This is a genomic window from Polynucleobacter sp. SHI8 (assembly GCF_027944005.1).
Classification (GTDB): Bacteria; Pseudomonadota; Gammaproteobacteria; order Burkholderiales; family Burkholderiaceae; genus Polynucleobacter.
Window position 1 is genome coordinate 2,277,647 of record NZ_AP027204.1, and the last position, 15,672, is coordinate 2,293,318.

General features: G+C 38.9%; 20 protein-coding genes. 6 read left to right on the forward strand and 14 right to left on the reverse strand.

The features are described from left to right. Nucleotides 1-15: 15 nt before the first annotated feature. Nucleotides 16-663 carry a hypothetical protein gene (locus QMN06_RS11390; protein WP_281970233.1) on the reverse strand — a complete coding sequence of 216 codons (648 nt, stop codon included), beginning with the start codon at nt 661-663 and terminating at the stop codon, nt 16-18. Between the two features lie 36 nt (nt 664-699). Further along, nucleotides 700-1,458, reverse strand: a complete 759-nt coding sequence (locus QMN06_RS11395; protein ID WP_281970234.1) for an SURF1 family protein — start codon at nt 1,456-1,458, stop codon at nt 700-702. A gap of 21 nt (nt 1,459-1,479) precedes the next feature. On the opposite strand from QMN06_RS11395, the gene QMN06_RS11400 reads away from it, so the two are divergent. Then, complete coding sequence (locus QMN06_RS11400) at nt 1,480-1,689, forward strand: twin transmembrane helix small protein (protein ID WP_281970235.1); 210 nt, start codon at nt 1,480-1,482, stop codon at nt 1,687-1,689. Nucleotides 1,690-1,715: 26 nt separating this feature from the next. On the opposite strand, the gene QMN06_RS11405 is transcribed toward QMN06_RS11400, so the two are convergent. From QMN06_RS11405 to QMN06_RS11430, 6 genes are all read right to left on the reverse strand, one after another. Further along, on the reverse strand, nt 1,716-2,576 hold the full coding sequence (locus QMN06_RS11405) for a cytochrome c oxidase subunit 3 (RefSeq protein WP_281970236.1): 861 nt from the start codon (nt 2,574-2,576) through the stop codon (nt 1,716-1,718). Nucleotides 2,577-2,605: 29 nt separating this feature from the next. Further along, a complete protein-coding gene (locus tag QMN06_RS11410) occupies nt 2,606-2,809 on the reverse strand; it encodes a DUF2970 domain-containing protein (RefSeq protein WP_281970237.1) in 204 nt (67 codons plus the stop codon). 8 nt (nt 2,810-2,817) lie between these two features. Beyond that, nucleotides 2,818-3,381 carry a cytochrome c oxidase assembly protein gene (locus QMN06_RS11415; protein WP_281971784.1) on the reverse strand — a complete coding sequence of 188 codons (564 nt, stop codon included), beginning with the start codon at nt 3,379-3,381 and terminating at the stop codon, nt 2,818-2,820. Nucleotides 3,382-3,533: 152 nt separating this feature from the next. Continuing rightward, nucleotides 3,534-5,132 carry a cytochrome c oxidase subunit I gene (ctaD, locus tag QMN06_RS11420; RefSeq protein WP_281970238.1) on the reverse strand — a complete coding sequence of 533 codons (1,599 nt, stop codon included), beginning with the start codon at nt 5,130-5,132 and terminating at the stop codon, nt 3,534-3,536. Nucleotides 5,133-5,176: 44 nt separating this feature from the next. After that, the gene (gene coxB, locus QMN06_RS11425; RefSeq protein ID WP_281970240.1) at nt 5,177-6,334 is read right to left on the reverse strand and encodes a cytochrome c oxidase subunit II; all 1,158 of its coding nucleotides are present in this window, start codon (nt 6,332-6,334) and stop codon (nt 5,177-5,179) included. Nucleotides 6,335-6,443: 109 nt separating this feature from the next. Next, nucleotides 6,444-7,223: a hypothetical protein gene (locus tag QMN06_RS11430; protein WP_281970241.1), complete on the reverse strand. Its 780-nt coding sequence runs from the start codon at nt 7,221-7,223 to the stop codon at nt 6,444-6,446. Between the two features lie 34 nt (nt 7,224-7,257). Here QMN06_RS11430 and QMN06_RS11435 point away from each other — a divergent pair, with 34 nt between their 5' ends. After that, nucleotides 7,258-7,953: a hypothetical protein gene (locus tag QMN06_RS11435; RefSeq protein ID WP_281970242.1), complete on the forward strand. Its 696-nt coding sequence runs from the start codon at nt 7,258-7,260 to the stop codon at nt 7,951-7,953. After that, nucleotides 7,953-8,423: a tRNA (uridine(34)/cytosine(34)/5-carboxymethylaminomethyluridine(34)-2'-O)-methyltransferase TrmL gene (gene trmL / locus QMN06_RS11440; RefSeq protein WP_281970243.1), complete on the forward strand. Its 471-nt coding sequence runs from the start codon at nt 7,953-7,955 to the stop codon at nt 8,421-8,423. Before QMN06_RS11435 ends, trmL begins: the two co-directional genes overlap by 1 nt. 2 nt (nt 8,424-8,425) lie before the next feature. On the opposite strand, the gene QMN06_RS11445 is transcribed toward trmL, so the two are convergent. Genes QMN06_RS11445 through QMN06_RS11460 form a run of 4 tightly spaced genes read right to left on the reverse strand, consistent with a single transcriptional unit; the run spans nt 8,426 to nt 10,677 of the window. Further along, nucleotides 8,426-9,451 (reverse strand): NAD(P)H-dependent glycerol-3-phosphate dehydrogenase, encoded by a 1,026-nt coding sequence (locus tag QMN06_RS11445; protein WP_281970244.1) that lies wholly within the window; start codon nt 9,449-9,451, stop codon nt 8,426-8,428. Between the two features lie 24 nt (nt 9,452-9,475). Continuing rightward, nucleotides 9,476-9,970 carry a protein-export chaperone SecB gene (gene secB / locus QMN06_RS11450; protein ID WP_281970245.1) on the reverse strand — a complete coding sequence of 165 codons (495 nt, stop codon included), beginning with the start codon at nt 9,968-9,970 and terminating at the stop codon, nt 9,476-9,478. 21 nt (nt 9,971-9,991) lie between these two features. Further along, complete coding sequence (gene grxC, locus QMN06_RS11455) at nt 9,992-10,249, reverse strand: glutaredoxin 3 (RefSeq protein WP_281970246.1); 258 nt, start codon at nt 10,247-10,249, stop codon at nt 9,992-9,994. Nucleotides 10,250-10,260: 11 nt separating this feature from the next. After that, nucleotides 10,261-10,677 carry a rhodanese-like domain-containing protein gene (locus QMN06_RS11460; protein ID WP_281970247.1) on the reverse strand — a complete coding sequence of 139 codons (417 nt, stop codon included), beginning with the start codon at nt 10,675-10,677 and terminating at the stop codon, nt 10,261-10,263. A 22-nt stretch (nt 10,678-10,699) separates the two neighbouring features. Between QMN06_RS11460 and gpmA the strand changes: the two genes are divergently transcribed. Genes gpmA through QMN06_RS11475 form a run of 3 tightly spaced genes read left to right on the forward strand, consistent with a single transcriptional unit; the run spans nt 10,700 to nt 13,591 of the window. Further along, entirely contained in the window at nt 10,700-11,389 is a 690-nt protein-coding gene (gene gpmA / locus QMN06_RS11465; RefSeq protein ID WP_281970248.1) for a 2,3-diphosphoglycerate-dependent phosphoglycerate mutase, read from the forward strand. Between the two features lie 3 nt (nt 11,390-11,392). Next, nucleotides 11,393-12,826 carry a S41 family peptidase gene (locus QMN06_RS11470; protein WP_281970249.1) on the forward strand — a complete coding sequence of 478 codons (1,434 nt, stop codon included), beginning with the start codon at nt 11,393-11,395 and terminating at the stop codon, nt 12,824-12,826. 15 nt (nt 12,827-12,841) lie between these two features. Continuing rightward, nucleotides 12,842-13,591 carry a HesA/MoeB/ThiF family protein gene (locus QMN06_RS11475; protein ID WP_281970250.1) on the forward strand — a complete coding sequence of 250 codons (750 nt, stop codon included), beginning with the start codon at nt 12,842-12,844 and terminating at the stop codon, nt 13,589-13,591. 46 nt (nt 13,592-13,637) lie between these two features. Here QMN06_RS11475 and ptsP read toward each other — a convergent pair whose 3' ends face one another. Together ptsP and QMN06_RS11485 are read right to left on the reverse strand one after the other, a co-directional pair. Beyond that, complete coding sequence (ptsP, locus tag QMN06_RS11480) at nt 13,638-15,389, reverse strand: phosphoenolpyruvate--protein phosphotransferase (RefSeq protein WP_281970251.1); 1,752 nt, start codon at nt 15,387-15,389, stop codon at nt 13,638-13,640. Next, on the reverse strand, nt 15,386-15,655 hold the full coding sequence (locus QMN06_RS11485) for an HPr family phosphocarrier protein (protein WP_281970252.1): 270 nt from the start codon (nt 15,653-15,655) through the stop codon (nt 15,386-15,388). Before QMN06_RS11485 ends, ptsP begins: the two co-directional genes overlap by 4 nt. Between the last annotated feature and the right edge of the window lie 17 nt (nt 15,656-15,672).

Consider the following 15,672-nt stretch of genomic DNA (forward strand, 5'->3'; position numbering starts at 1 on the left):
AAAAACCTTTTTAATTTACTTGCCATACTTACCAGTCGGATTCCACTTTAAAAGTTTTTCGATATCTTTTCTCATTTTAGGAAACTCTGGGGGTTGTGGGTTAACGCTAAAACGCATCATTCGATCACCTTTAGGATCTAATAAGTGGATTGCGTCTTTAGCGTCATCCATATTCAACCATTGAGTCAATTTATCTTTATTTTCTTCATTCGTTGGCATTCCAACAATCTTTACTCCCACTTGATCGTTATAAGCTTCTTGAAGATTTTCACTAACTTTTGAATTATCTGTATTAATCCAAACAATTTGTACTCGCTCCATTTCTCGTCCTAAGGAGGCTCTAACTTGTCTCATCAAAAAAAGTAACTTCACACAATGTTCTTCCTCTTTAGAGCATGCCTCAGCAGGTCTGGCGATAAGAAGAGTCCACTTACCATAGACAATCGGCATTAAAGAATCTTCTGGGGCTGGCTGAACCGGAGACACCAACTGTCCATAGTTGGTCTTCCCACCAGTTGGCTTAATCACATAAAAAGTTAAGTAAGATGCAATAACTGGAGCAGCGAAGATAATAATAATTAACCACATTTGCCACATGCTAGACTTAGTCTTTGTAGTTGTACTGATTTGACTTGCTGGGATTAAAGGTTCTTGATTTTGCATGGCACTAGTTGAAATAAATATCTATTATCGCAATGATTACGATCTTTTGCGGAAAGCTGTAAATCCCCAATACAAAAAGGTCATTAAAGCTAACCCAAACCATTGAAACGCATAACCGTAATGTGTATTAACGCCAGATTGAAAGGCTGGTGGCGATTTATCTAAACCGTCGTTTTGACTATTTTGTTCACGTAATACAAAAGGTAATACTTGCTTTCCTAAAAAAGATGTTTGTTCAATCACAAGATTCTCTTGAATTTTTAAATCATCACTCGCCTTATTTTCCACTTCAGGCGCAAGTTGATATGTTTTACCGCTGTCTGGAAACACAATACCTTCAATAGTCACTATTTCTGTTTTGGTCTTTACTTGAGATACTTGATTTATCTTCTCAAAGCTACGAGGCATCCAACCACGATTGACCCATAAAACCATTTCAGGACTCGATGTAAGTTGTAGGGGCATGATCAAATTAAAGCCTGTTGCAATACCAGTTTTTGGGTCTTTACCTAAGGGGTGCGGTCTATTTTGAAGCCAAATACCTCGTTCAGACATCCAATACCCCGTAGCTTGCATGCGATGGTATAAAGCTTGATCCAATGTCCAATAACGTTCGTTAGCGTTAAGAGGTGCTTGTTGTGCCAGTTCATGTATTTGTTGTGCTTTTTGAATTTTTACTTCTGCTCTGCGTAATTGCCAAAAGCCTAACTCCACACCTAGAAACACTAAAAATAACATGGCAATAAATGCGATGCGTCGATTTTTGATATCCTGAATAACTCTAGATACAATCATTAATTTATTAAATACCCTATTATGAAAATTATTATCCCGATTATCTTTTTATGTATTTTAGCTAGCCTTGGATCAGCGCTGTTTTTTATGATGCGCGATAAAGGATCTAGCTCTAATATGGTGAGATCACTCTTTATCCGTATTAGCTTATCTTTACTTTTATTTGCAACTGTTTGGATCGCACACTCTCTTGGTTGGATCCAAAGCACAGGAATTAAAGTCGGGCAATAAAAAACCGCTGCTATGCAGCGGTTTTTTTACATCCAATAAACTACTAAATAGAGCCCTAACCACACAACGTCAACAAAGTGCCAATACCAAGCAGCACCTTCAAATCCAAAGTGATTTTCAGCGGTAAAGTGACCCTTAATTAAACGACGCAGAACCACGGCCAACATAATGGCACCCAAAGTCACGTGAAATCCATGAAAGCCTGTCAACATGAAAAATGTTGAGCCATAAATACCAGAGGTCAACTTTAAATTTAATTCTGAATATGCATGAACATATTCATATACTTGGAAACATACAAAAACAAATCCCAAGGCAACTGTGAGTGCTAATCCGGTAATTGCTTGTTTACGATGATTTTCGCGCAATGCATGGTGTGCCCAAGTAACAGTTAATCCTGAGGTTAAAAGAATCGCTGTATTAATGGTTGGAATTGGCCAAGGTCCCATCGTTTGAAACTTATCAACAAGGCCCCCTGGTCCTGCATTTGGCCAAGTTGCAGCAAAATTAGGCCAAATTAACTGATTGTCGATGTCACCTAGCCAAGGCATCGCAATACTTCTAGCGTAGAACAATGCCGAGAAAAATGCTCCGAAAAACATAATTTCAGAGAAGATAAACCAGCTCATTGACCAGCGATAGGAAATATCTACGTTGACACTGTTAAGTCCACTTTCTGACTCACGGATTGCATCTCCAAACCACTGATAGAGAACAAACAATGTCCATAGGGTACCAGCTAAAGTTAAATATGCGGCCCAATCATGACCATTTACCCATTGAGACATACCAAGACCAAAAGCCAATAAACCAATACTTGCACGTACCGGGTGTCTAGATGGCTCAGGCACATAGTAATAAGGTGCTTGAGTTGTCGTTGAGGACATAATGCTCTCCTAAAAAATAAAGTAAAAAATTATTTTGCTAAAACTGCTTTAACTATTAAAAGAAGGATGGTCATAAAAATAACCACACCAACCACACCTGCAATTATTACATGAACAAATGTCAAAGAGGCCATATCCTCATCTTGTCCACTGCCTTTTCTTACTCCTAAAAACCCCCAAAAAACAGCTTTCATGGATTTGAAAAAACGTATCACTTCATTTTCATTTGCCATTCAATACCTTATATTTTAGACGGCTTCACTTCACCTCTGACAACTGGTGTTGCTCCTTGTATTTCAAAAAATGTATAGGACAAAGTAATTGTCTTGACGTCTTTGGGTAAGTTCTTGTCCACTACAAACATAACAGGCATTTGCCGGGACTCTTTAGGCTGTAAGGTTTGTTGTGAAAAACAAAAGCACTCTATCTTAGTGAAATGGTTTGTTGCAACCTTAGGAGCGTAGCTGGGTATTGCCTGCGCAACAATAATTTTATTCTGTTCGTTGACCACCTCATAGGTAATTTGATTCAACTCACCAGGATGTACTTCCATATAATTTTTAACCGGCCTAAAGCGAAGAGGTCCTTTGGTATTAGAATCAAATTCAATCGTGATAGTCCTTGTTAAATCGACTTGAGAACTATCTTTTGCAGGTTTTTGAGCCCCAAAGGCACGAATGCCATATTCATTTTTATTAGTTACGACATTAATGCCGGTAATCTCACAAATTGCCTTATAAGCTGGAACTAAAGCATATCCAAAACCAAACATAAATAAGGCTACTGAAAGTAGCCTTATGAGCATTTGACGATTTAGAACGGTTATAGAAAACACGTTTAGTTATTTTTAACCAAAAATTATTTTTTTAAGAATAATTGCTACAAAAAAAGTTACTGCAATACTAATTAAAGTAAATGCCATTCTTTTATTTGTTGCCGATGTTTTCTCCATTTGTATTATTTAACCGTTGGAGGTGTTTCAAATGTGTGGAATGGTGCAGGTGATGGAATTGTCCACTCTAAACCTTCAGCACCTTCCCACGCTTGGGCTTCAGCTTTTTTACCACCACGATACGTGGGTAAAACAACCGCTAAGAGGAAATACAGTTGTGATAACCCAAAACCAAGAGCGCCTATAGATGCAACTGCATTAAAGTCCGCAAATTGAACTGGGTAGTCCGCATAACGTCTTGGCATTCCAGCAAGACCCAAAAAGTGCATTGGGAAAAAAGTAAGGTTGAAGAAAATCATTGAACCCCAAAAGTGAATTTTGCCACGTGTTTCATTCACCATGTAGCCAGTCCACTTAGGCGCCCAATAGTAAAAACCTGAGAACATAGCGAATAATGATCCAGCAACCAAAACATAATGGAAATGAGCCACTACATAATAAGTGTCTTGAATACCAATATCAATTGGTGCCATCGCACAAATTAATCCAGTAAACCCACCCAAGGTAAATACGAAAATAAAACCAATCGCCCACAACATAGGAGTTTCAAAAGTTAATGAACCCTTCCACATTGTTGCAATCCAATTAAATACTTTTACGCCAGTAGGAACAGCAATTAACATCGTTGCGTACATAAAGAATAATTGTCCAGTCACTGGCATACCAGTTGCGAACATATGATGAGCCCAAACGATAAATGACAGAATCGCAATAGAAGATGTTGCATAAACCATTGAGCTATAGCCAAACAATTTTTTGCGTGCAAATGTAGGTATTACTTCACTCACGATTCCGAATGCGGGAAGAATCATAATATAAACTTCTGGGTGTCCAAAGAACCAGAAAATATGCTGATACATCACTGGATCACCGCCGCCAGCAGCCGCGAAGAAACTCGTACCAAAATGGCGGTCTGTTAATACCATCGTGATAGCACCTGCAAGAACAGGCATCACAGCGATTAATAAGTAAGCAGTAATTAACCATGTCCAGCAGAACATCGGCATCTTCATTAATGATAAGCCAGGAGCTCGCATATTGAGAATCGTCACAATGATATTAATTGATCCCATAATGGATGAGGCACCCATTAAGTGAATCGCAAAAATGGTCATATCCATTCCAGGGCCCATTTGCACAGAAAGAGGTGCATACAGAGTCCATCCAGCTGCGGTAGCTCCGCCGGGTGCTAAAAATGATCCAAATAACAAGAGTCCCGCCACAGGCATTATCCAAAAACTAAAATTATTCATCCTAGCAAAAGCCATGTCTGATGCACCAATTTGCAATGGAATCATCAGGTTAGCAAAGCCTACAAAGGCCGGCATAATAGCGCCAAAGACCATAATCAAACCATGCATCGTAGTTAATTGATTAAAGAACTCGGGCCTGAGGAACTGAAGTCCTGGCTGAAACAATTCCAAACGAATTAATAAAGCCATCGTTCCACCACCAAACAAATTAACCAATGCAAAAATTAAATACATGGTTCCAATGTCTTTGTGATTCGTGGCAAATAGCCAACGACGCCAGCCATGGGGCATGGCATGGGCATGGTCATCATGACCGTGATGTGTATCGTGCGCTGTAGTGATCGTTGTCATTATTACTCCAATATCTTGAATATGAATTTAATTTATTTATTTATTTATTTATTAGCTGCTCTTGCAGAAACAAAGTCGCTAGGCTGAATAACTTCGCCAGTTTTATTGCTCCACGAATTCCGGGTAAAAGTCATTACAGCTGCAAGCTCAGTGTCTGATAAACGCGACCAATTTGGCATTGCATTTTTACCTTTGAGAAGAATTTGATATTGACCTTCTTTGGGACCAAGAACAATTTTATCACCATCAAGTGCTGGGAAGGCGCCGCCACCTTTACCGTTTGGTTGATGACAAACAGAGCAGTTTGCAGCATATACTTTAGCGCCGCGATCTTTTAACTCTTCAAGTGTGTATGTTTTTGATGGGTCGTCAGCAAGAGCAGCTAATTCTTTTTTCTTGGCAGATACCCAAGTTGAATAATCTGCATCAGAAACTACTTTCACAACAATCGGCATGAAAGCGTGTTCTTTACCGCACAATTCAGAACACTGTCCGCGATATGTACCAATTTTTTCTGCCTTGAACCATGTATCTCTTACAAAACCAGGGATTGCATCTTGCTTAACGCCAAAACCTTGAACTGTCCAAGCATGAATCACATCATCAGCAGTTGTAATCACACGAATTTTTTTGTTGACTGGTACAACCACTTCATTATCGACTTCCATCAAGTAGGTGTTTGATTTTTCTTCTAAGTTATTGATTTGCTCACGGGGCGTGGACAAGGTTGATAGGAAATTAATGCCCTCACCCTCACCTTTAATGTATTCGTAACCCCACTTCCACTGATAGCCAATTGCCTTAATAGTTATATCGGCATTCGTAGTATCTTTCATTGCAACTACAGTTTTAGTCGCAGGCAGTGCCATACCAATCACGATGAGCAGTGGAATAATCGTCCAAATGATCTCAACTGTCGTACTTTCATGAAAAGATGCAGGTTTATGGCCTAATGATTTTCTATGTTTAAGAATCGAATACAGCATTGCACCAAAAACAACGACAAAGATGACTGTACAGATAATCATCATGAACCAATGTAACCAATGAATATCTTCCATAATTTTGGTTACTGGAGCTGCAAAGTTTAACTGTCGAACCGCTGGGCCGCCAGGCATATCAGTGTATGCAAATGATAGAGGGCTTAATACGAGGCTTAAAAAGCCTACAAAATAATGTGTAACGCTGCGCTGTAATTTCATTTTCTTCCCAAAATTGAAGATTTTTATAATTTGAATTCCTATTATATTATTGTTTTATTAACATATTCAGACTTGCGTTGAATTCTGCTTCCTGAAATGTAAGTGAGCGCTAATTTTTATAAGTTTTTTTAATACTTTCTGGGGATATTCTTGTAACTCCAGGTTCTTTCTTTGGCACCTTCCATGCATGGCCATAAACAATTTCTACAGTTAAAACCATTTTTTCATATTCTTGCTTCATTTCTGCTAATTGTTGATTGAGATTTTGTGCATTAGCAAAATGACCATCAACATCATGAATTGCAAGTAAATCCCTAAGTAACAATTCACTACTTTCGTACTCTAAATTCAAGTATTCCATATTCATAACAGGATCAGCAAAGCTAGATTGGATTAAAAGGTCGCCGATTTCATGCATATCTGGTCCAACATGGCCAACTTGTAAATTTAGCCCAAAATACTCCTTTCCTGTATCAGGTCCCAAATAATTAAACATCATCAAACCCTGATTATTGAGGCATTTGCCTACTTTTAAAAAAAATGAAGGGTAGTTCTCAACTAATTGGCGCAATGGTCCCGCCCAAACAAAATCAAAATCAGCCCTATCAAATTCTTTTTCGAAGTCAAAAAATGAAATCCTTTTTTTCTTTAAAGGATTAATCAAATTTAAGAAGCTCTTCTGTTGAAAACTTTTCTGATCTGACGATATCTCTGCCTGTGGATACTTTTCTAAAAAATAATTAAAAGTACTTTTATCAAAATTTCCTAACAATAGAATCTTTTTCGGATCGATTTTGATAAATGGCAAATTTTGAGCCATTCTTTCAGAAATTTCTGACGTCAACCATGTCCAAAATTGATTACGAGGAGTGTTTAAATGCTTAGTCATGCTCTGAATAATAACTGCTTTAGGTTTAGAAAGAATGCGCAACGTATTGAATCCAATCCTTCGCCTTTTATTGCCGAACTGTTGTGCACTATGCCAACGTAGACAGTGCCATGCAATTTGTGAGGCTTGCTTAATACAGCTTCTCAAACAGTCAGTTCATATGAGATGCATTATGTGTGGGACACCCAACAAAACATGGGTTTGTAAATCGTGCCAATATGCAAAGTGGTCGTTTGACCAATCCCTGGTCCTTTGCGATGAGTCTAGTCGCTTAATCCCTTTAATTAAGGGGTGTGATGAATCCGGGCAAATCAAATATCTTCCAGCCATTTTTTACGCCTGGAATACATTCAATTTAAAAAAAATGCCCCCCGTAGATCTTTTAATTCCACTTCCAGAGCTTTTTACCAAATCGCAAAAACGTGGCTTTTGGTTTGCTCTCATTCTTGTCAAAAAATGGAGTCAACTCACAAGGACTCCCTACAATAAAGAATTAATTAATATTGATACAACGGCTAACAAAAGTGCAGAAATGAATATGCCTTTATATTATGTAGATCCTAAATACTTACATACTGATGTATTGTGGAATAAAAGAATTGCGATTGTGATGCCATTGATGCAAAGTGAGCATGTTTTACATCTATTAGCCACTCAATTAAAAAACCAAGGTGTGAGATGGGTTGCTTACTGGTCCCTTACTCGAAAGCCTAAAAAGGATTATTGCTAATGTTTCATATTGTTCTTGTTCATCCAGAAATTCCGCCAAACACAGGAAATATTATTCGTCTTTGTGCAAATACTGGATGTACGCTACATTTAATTGAACCTCTAGGATTCGCACTAGAAAGTAGTCGCTTAAAAAGGGCAGGGCTTGATTATCACGAATTTGCCAATTTACAAGTTCACCGCCATTGGCAAGAATTCCTTGATTTGGAAAAACCTCATCCTGACCAGCTTCATGCGCTAACAACAAAATCTAAACACTCTGTTGGAGATGCAAGATTTCTCCCTGGCGATTATTTGATCTTTGGCTCAGAAACAAAAGGTCTGCCTCAAGACATTAGGCAAGCAATCCCCAATAACAATCATTGGCGTTTACCAATGATGCCAAATAGTAGAAGTCTTAATTTATCCAATTCAGTTGCGATTGTTGTTTATGAGGCATGGCGCCAAAATAACTTTATTGGAGGTCTATAGCTTTATTCTTGTTTAGGGTCTCGAGACATGATTTTCGCAACCGCCTGCTGCGGGGTTAATTTTTGATCTAGAACCCTAACAACGGCCTGCACAATGGGCATATCTACTTGATGAGTATTCGCAAGTTCTAAAACAGCGTGTGCACATCTCACACCTTCAGCAACATGGCCTAAACTCTGTAATATGTCCTGTAAAGATTGTCCTTGAGCTAAGGCTAATCCAACACGTCGATTTCTAGACAAGTCTCCCGTTGCTGTCAGAATCAAATCTCCTAACCCAGTTAAACCTGCAAAAGTTTCAGCTTGAGCCCCCATGGCAATTCCTAGTCTGGTCATTTCAGCCATCCCTCGGGTAATCAACGCAGCCCTGGCATTAAGCCCTAAATGAAGCCCATCGGCGATTCCAGAAGCAATCGCTAAAATATTTTTAATAGCTCCACCTAACTCCACACCTATTACATCATCAGTTGCATAAATCCGCATATTGCCATGATGAAACGCTTGTTGTGCGATAAGGCATAACTCTTGATTTGGGCTTGCTATGGTCAAGGCGCAGGGCATGCCTTTAGCGACTTCAATTGCAAAACTTGGACCAGAAAGAATACCCGCGCTGATGCCTTTGGACTGAGGGTGCTGTGCAAAAACTTCAGACAGGATTTCATGTGATAGTTTTCCATTGTCAGGATCAATGCCTTTACACAGCCAAATCCAGTATTTAGGAAATTTACCAAGTTTCAATACATCTTGGGCAATTTCTTTTAATCCAGAAAATGGGGTGGCAATAACTAACACATGATGGGACTCACTCGGTATTGCAAAGATATCTTGCCAACAGGCATTGATTTGCAAATTATTGGGGAGTGCAACACCAGGTAAATATCGTGTATTTTCGCCATCGGTGCGTAAAGCTTGAGCTTGCGTTTCCTGCCTTGGGCATAACGTAATTTCAGTCTTGTTCGTTGAAGACCTTGCGGCATGTATCGCCATTGCAGTACCCCATGATCCTGCACCAATAATGGTTATTTTCATGGGGGTAGTGATAGCGTCCATTTGCTAGTTGGGTAGAATAATTCCTGAGTCAGCGGTTTCGTTATTAGCGGCCATCAAGCGTTGTTCGTATAACTGATGGAAGTTAATTTCTGATAAGTGAATAGGCTGAAATCCAGCTCTTCCAATAAGGTCAGCAATATTTGATCTCAAGTAAGGATAAATAATGCTTGGGCAGGCAATCGCCAACATTGGCTCAACTTGCTCTGCAGGAATATTTTTTAATTCAAAAATCCCAGCTTGCTGAGCTTCAACCAAAAACAATACTTTATCTTCTACTCTAGTGGTGACATTACCAATCACGATCACTTCAAATAAATCACCTTGTAATTGACCAAATTGAATATCTATCTGAATTTGAACATTTGGCTCACCTGGTGTTAAAAAAATATCAGGGGCATTGGGCTGCTCTAAAGAAATATCTTTTAAATAAAGTCTTTGAATCTGAAAGATTGGATTTGTTGTTTCCTGCTGAGCAGAGTGGTTTGAAGTTTCTGACATTCAATTTCCGTTTTAAATTAATTATTTTTGTAACAATGGGTCTAACTTGCCCGCTTTATCTAATGCGGATAAATCATCAAATCCACCGACATGAAAATCCCCGATATAAATTTGAGGTACTGTTCTTCTACCCGTCCTAGTCATCATTTCTTCACGCTTGACTGGGTCTGAATCAATTAAGACTTTTTCAATCTCCGTCACGCCCTTTGAAGCGAGTAATTTTTCCGCCATTCTGCAATAGGGGCATACTTGAGTGCTATACATCAATACATTTGGCATATTTTCTCCAATTACTTTACCAATGGTAGGCCAGCGACATTCCAGGATTTAATCCCACCCTCTAGACAAACAACGTCGGCATAACCTTCTTTTTGTAACTTTCCAACATAGGAAGCTGACTTTTGACCAGTTTCACAGACCAAAATAAGGGGAACCGACTTATCAAGGCGTATTCCAGCTAAGTTTGGTATCAAATCTTGGGCATTTATCTGCCTTGCACGTGCAATATGACCTTTTTGATAGTCTTCTATCGCTCGTATATCTATAATATTGGCTTTACTACGATTTATTAATTGAGTTGCAATTGCAGGAGAAACACCTACTTTTCCTTGAATTAGACCCTGTAAATTAGGGGCTAGAAGCAATGCGCCGCTCACAAGCATTAATGCAAGTAAGATAAGGTTATTTGTATTTGATATGAATTCCATTTAACAATTATAGAATGATGTTATGAAACAGTTAGTTCTTATTCGTCACGGCGAGTCTTCCTGGAATCTAGAAAATCGGTTTACAGGCTGGGTAGACGTTGATTTAACGCCCAAAGGCGCTCAACAAGCCATTGAAGCTGGTCAAAAATTGAAGGCTCAAGGATATACATTTGATATCGCCTTTACCTCTGTTTTGAGAAGGGCTATTAAAACTCTATGGCATGTTCAAGAGCAAATGGACCTGATGTGGATTCCAACAGTTCATAGCTGGCGCTTAAATGAACGTCATTATGGGGCCCTCGCTGGTCTAAATAAGGCTGAAACGGCTGAAAAATACGGTAACGAGCAAGTTCATATCTGGCGTCGCTCATATGATGTTCCTCCCCCGCTCCTTGAGGAGAATGACCCTAGAAACTCTTTTTCTGATCCAAGATACGCAAAATTAAAGCCTGAAGAAATTCCTCGGGGGGAATGTTTGAAAGATAACGTCCAACGAGTATTGCCCTTGTGGCATGAATCCATTGCCCCGGCGTTAAAGTCGGATAAAAAAATTGTGATCGCGGCTCATGGAAATAGTATTCGCTCTTTGGTCAAATTTATAGATCAAGTTTCTGACTCGGACATCATGGAAGTGAATATTCCGAATGGGCAACCACTCGTTTATGAATTTGATGATAACCTAAAGCCTATTCGCCACTTTTACTTGGACTAAACCATGCGTCAACTATTTAAAAACATACTTTGGGTTTCATTTGGTGCGCTGGCTGGTGTCGTAGTAACTTGGCAGCTTTCAGCAACAGCACAGCAATCTGGAACACTACCCTTAGATGAGTTAAGGTTATTTTCTACTGTGTTTGGAAGCGTGAAACGTGATTACGTCGAACCAATTGACGACAAAAAACTCATTACTGATGCTGTGAAGGGCATGGTAAGTAGTTTAGATCCACATTCAGCATTTTTAGACACTAAAGATTTTTCTGAAATGCAAGAGCAAACGCAAGGTAAATTTGCTGGACTTGGTATTGAAATCTCATCAGAAGATGGTTTAGTAAAAGTCATGAATCCTATTGAAGATACTCCAGCTGCAAAAGCAGGTTTATTAGCTGGGGATCTGATTACTCGTTTAGATGACAAACCAGTACGTGGTATGACCTTAGACCAAGCAGTGCGCAAAATGCGTGGCGATCCTGGCACTAAAATCACTTTAACGATTTACAGAAAATCTGAGGAAAGAACTTTCCCGGTGACCATTACTCGCGCGGAAATTAAAGTGCAATCTGTGAAAAGTAAGCTACTTGAAAACAACCTACTTTGGGTGAGAATTACAAGCTTCCAAGAGCGTACTGTTCCTGATTTGGCAAAGAGAATGTCTGATGCCTATGCACAGAATCCTAATTTAAAGGGTGTGATTTTAGATCTCCGAAACAATGGTGGTGGAATCCTACAAGGTGCGGTAGGTGTAAGCGCTGCATTTTTACCTCAAGGCTCAACAATTGTTTCCACAAAAGGTCAATCGAATAGCAGCAAGCAACTCTTTAAAGCTGAACCTGAAAACTATAAGTTATCCGAGTCTTCAGACCCTCTTGCTGGACTTCCAGATATATTTAAAAAAATTCCATTGGTCGTTTTAACAAATGCATATTCCGCCTCTGCCTCTGAAATCGTAGCTGGTGCTTTACAAGATTACAAACGTGGCACGATTATGGGAAAAACTACCTTTGGTAAGGGTTCCGTACAAACAGTCCGCCAGATTTCTTCAGATACTGCACTGAAAATAACAACTGCCTATTACTACACTCCAAGTGGTAAATCTATTCAGGCCTATGGTATCAAGCCAGATATTGCTGTTGATCAAAATGCTGATGGTGATCCAAATGATGTTTTAATTTCTCGTGAAGTAGATAGTGAAAATCATTTAAGAAATAAGCAAAAGTCTGAAGACAAGCTCATTACTGATCGTGAAAAAAGACGCATGGATGAGTTACAAATCTTAGAAGAAAAAAATTCAAAAATGACGCCTGAAGAAAAAGCTAAAGAAAAAGCGAAGAAGGCTCCTGAATTTGGATCTCCTGAAGACTTCATGTTAACTCAAGCGAAAGCTTATCTAACTGGCAATACAGTGATTCGCTCAAAATCCAAACTTGAATAATGTTCTTTAAAGCTTATGGATGATCTTGAACTCCTTCGATATTCAAGACATATCCTCCTAGATGAGATTGGGATTGAGGGTCAACAGCGAATTCATGACTCTCATGTTCTTATAGTTGGTGCTGGTGGCTTAGGCTCTGCCTGTGCTCCTTACCTTGCAGCGGCTGGGGTTGGTACTCTTAGCATCATGGATCATGATATTGTTGAGTTAACGAACCTTCAGCGCCAAATCATTCATACGTCTGATGCAGTTGGAAAACCCAAAGTATCTTCAGCAAAACATATGCTGCAACAATTAAACCCACTGATTAAGATTATTCCCATACAAGAAAAAGCAACTAAAGAAACCCTTCAAATGAGGGTTCCTACTGTTGATATCGTGGTTGACTGTACTGATAATTTCAAGACTCGCCACTTGATTAATCAATTATGTGTATCTCATAAAAAGCCTTTAGTTTCAGGAGCGGCAATTCAGTGGGATGGTCAAGTGAGTGTTTATAACCTGCAAGATGATCATGCCGCATGTTATGCCTGCATTTTTCCGGAGGAGGAATCTTTTGAAGAAGTTGCCTGCTCCACGATGGGAGTCTTTTCTCCATTGGTAGGCTTAATTGGATCGCTTCAAGCTGCGCAGGTATTACAACTGATTACTCAAAGTGGTGAGCCGCTCACCAATCAACTACTGATGTGGGATGCTCAAAAAAGCGTTATGACTAAAATCAAACTTAAAAAAGCACCGCATTGTAAAGTCTGTAGTCAGGCTTGACATCCTCCCCGTCTTAAAGGACGGGGATTTCTTTCTGAGCATTTGGTTAAACTTTGGAGAGATCTGCAATCAGTTTTGCTTGGACTTGAGGTTCATAAGTGGTAAGTATTTTATTCAGTGCTTGCTGTAATTTACCCATATCTGATTTAAGTAACTCTCTTTTGACAGTCAATAGTTGACTTGCATGCATTGAAAAGTCTGTTAAACCCATGGCAATTAATAATCTGGTTAATTTAGAGTCACCCGCCATCTCACCACAAATAGAAACAGATTTACCAACGTCTTGACTATCATGAATAACTTTATAAATCATACTCAAAATTGCGGGATGCAATGGATCATACAAATGCGCCACAGAGCTGTCTGCTCGATCAATTCCCAATGTATATTGAATTAAATCATTCGTGCCAATCGATAAAAAATCAAAGTATTTTAGAAATACAGGAAGAATAAATACTGCAGCGGGTAGTTCAATCATTGCACCGACACGTATTTGTGGGTTATAGGCGATGCCACGCTCATCTAGCTGTTTTTTTGCTTGATCAATTAGTTCAAATGTTTGCTCAATTTCGTTCACTTGTGCAAGCATCGGGATTAAAATTTGAGCCTTGCCATGTGCTGAAGCTCTTAAAATTGCCCGTAATTGCTCTAAAAATATATCAGGCTCACTCAGTGACCAACGGATACCTCTTAATCCTAAGGGAGATATATCCGAGGTAATTGTTTCTACTTCGGTATCTAAATTTTTATCTGCGCCAATATCTATCGTTCGAATATTAACGGGCATACCATGCATGGCAATGACAGTTTGTGCATAGGCTTTATATTGCTCTTCTTCATCCGGAATCCCATGAAGACGATTCATAAACAAAAACTCGGATCGAAACAAACCAATTCCTAATGCACCTTTTGTTAGAGCATCATTCGCATCTTCTGGCATTTCAATATTAGCCATTAAAACAATTTTCTTGCCATCTAATGTTTGAGTTGGAGTGTGTTTTAAAAGTTGTAATTTATTTTTTGCTAGACGTAATTCAGCTTGACGATGACGATACTCATCTAAAACTATTTGCGGAGGATCGATAATGACTACTCCTCTATCACCATCTACAATCAGCCAATCATCCTGCTTAATAAGCATAGAAGCATTTTTTACACCTACTGCCGCTGGAATATCTAAACTTCTTGCAACAATTGCTGTATGAGAATTTTTACCACCCAAATCTGTTACAAAAGCACAAAAATTTAATTCTTTAAAGCGCAACATATCATGTGGGGCAATGTCTTGAGCAACAATAATTACTTCAGAATTTTCTCGATCAAGTTTTTGATACTTCGTTGTTTCCTCTTTTTTATTAGAGTCTTGAAGTGCAACTAATACTCTTTCAATGACCTGACGAAAATCTGCTCCACGCTCTTTCAAATATGGATCTTCTATAGTTTCAAAGTTATCTAGTAAGTCATCTAACTCAGTAGTCAAAGCCCAAGCCGCATTCAATCTTCTTTTTTTGATCAACTCAATCGGTTTTTTTTGTAACTCAGGATCATCTAGAATTAATTGATGAACCTCTAAAAAAGCTTCCATCTCTTCAGGAGCATCTTCTGGCAGGCTTTTTTTCAGATCAAATAATTCTTTTTTGGCAATTTCAAATGCATCAAAGAGTCTTTGTAATTCTTGCTCTTCCTCACCTTCTTGAATGAATCGATGATTCACTTCCAAAGATGCTGAGGAAATAGTAAGCGCCCTTCCAATAGCCACACCATTGGATACTGAAAGTCCAGAAATGACAAACGTCATCCACCCTCTCCAAAATAATCATTGATGAGGGCTTTAATTGCATCAAAAGCTTCTTGTTCTTGATCTCCTTGGGTTTCAAGGACAACCTCGGAACCAATTCCTGCTGCAAGCATCATTACTCCCATAATACTTTTAGCGTTAATTTTTCTACCTTTACGCTCCAAGGTGATTTCACAAGGATATTGACTAGCTAGTTGCGTCAGTTTTGCTGAGGCTCTTGCATGTAACCCTAATTTATTGATGATCGTAATAGATTCTGATGGCATATAGATAGAATAATTGA

Bases quoted from the DNA above. Each gene is read 5' to 3' on its own strand.
- QMN06_RS11405 (WP_281970236.1), bottom strand. From the start codon at position 2,576: ATGTCCTCAACGACAACTCAAGCACCTTATTACTATGTGCCTGAGCCA.
- QMN06_RS11460 (WP_281970247.1), bottom strand. From the start codon at position 10,677: ATGGAATTCATATCAAATACAAATAACCTTATCTTACTTGCATTAATG.
- QMN06_RS11395 (WP_281970234.1), bottom strand. From the start codon at position 1,458: ATGATTGTATCTAGAGTTATTCAGGATATCAAAAATCGACGCATCGCA.
- QMN06_RS11470 (WP_281970249.1), top strand. From the start codon at position 11,393: ATGCGTCAACTATTTAAAAACATACTTTGGGTTTCATTTGGTGCGCTG.
- QMN06_RS11390 (WP_281970233.1), bottom strand. From the start codon at position 663: ATGCAAAATCAAGAACCTTTAATCCCAGCAAGTCAAATCAGTACAACT.
- QMN06_RS11435 (WP_281970242.1), top strand. From the start codon at position 7,258: ATGCGCAACGTATTGAATCCAATCCTTCGCCTTTTATTGCCGAACTGT.
- ctaD (WP_281970238.1), bottom strand. From the start codon at position 5,132: ATGACAACGATCACTACAGCGCACGATACACATCACGGTCATGATGAC.
- QMN06_RS11410 (WP_281970237.1), bottom strand. From the start codon at position 2,809: ATGGCAAATGAAAATGAAGTGATACGTTTTTTCAAATCCATGAAAGCT.
- QMN06_RS11445 (WP_281970244.1), bottom strand. From the start codon at position 9,451: ATGAAAATAACCATTATTGGTGCAGGATCATGGGGTACTGCAATGGCG.
- gpmA (WP_281970248.1), top strand. From the start codon at position 10,700: ATGAAACAGTTAGTTCTTATTCGTCACGGCGAGTCTTCCTGGAATCTA.
- QMN06_RS11400 (WP_281970235.1), top strand. From the start codon at position 1,480: ATGAAAATTATTATCCCGATTATCTTTTTATGTATTTTAGCTAGCCTT.
- QMN06_RS11485 (WP_281970252.1), bottom strand. From the start codon at position 15,655: ATGCCATCAGAATCTATTACGATCATCAATAAATTAGGGTTACATGCA.
- secB (WP_281970245.1), bottom strand. From the start codon at position 9,970: ATGTCAGAAACTTCAAACCACTCTGCTCAGCAGGAAACAACAAATCCA.
- grxC (WP_281970246.1), bottom strand. From the start codon at position 10,249: ATGCCAAATGTATTGATGTATAGCACTCAAGTATGCCCCTATTGCAGA.
- QMN06_RS11415 (WP_281971784.1), bottom strand. From the start codon at position 3,381: ATGCTCATAAGGCTACTTTCAGTAGCCTTATTTATGTTTGGTTTTGGA.
- ptsP (WP_281970251.1), bottom strand. From the start codon at position 15,389: ATGACGTTTGTCATTTCTGGACTTTCAGTATCCAATGGTGTGGCTATT.
- QMN06_RS11430 (WP_281970241.1), bottom strand. From the start codon at position 7,223: ATGACTAAGCATTTAAACACTCCTCGTAATCAATTTTGGACATGGTTG.
- QMN06_RS11475 (WP_281970250.1), top strand. From the start codon at position 12,842: ATGGATGATCTTGAACTCCTTCGATATTCAAGACATATCCTCCTAGAT.
- coxB (WP_281970240.1), bottom strand. From the start codon at position 6,334: ATGAAATTACAGCGCAGCGTTACACATTATTTTGTAGGCTTTTTAAGC.
- trmL (WP_281970243.1), top strand. From the start codon at position 7,953: ATGTTTCATATTGTTCTTGTTCATCCAGAAATTCCGCCAAACACAGGA.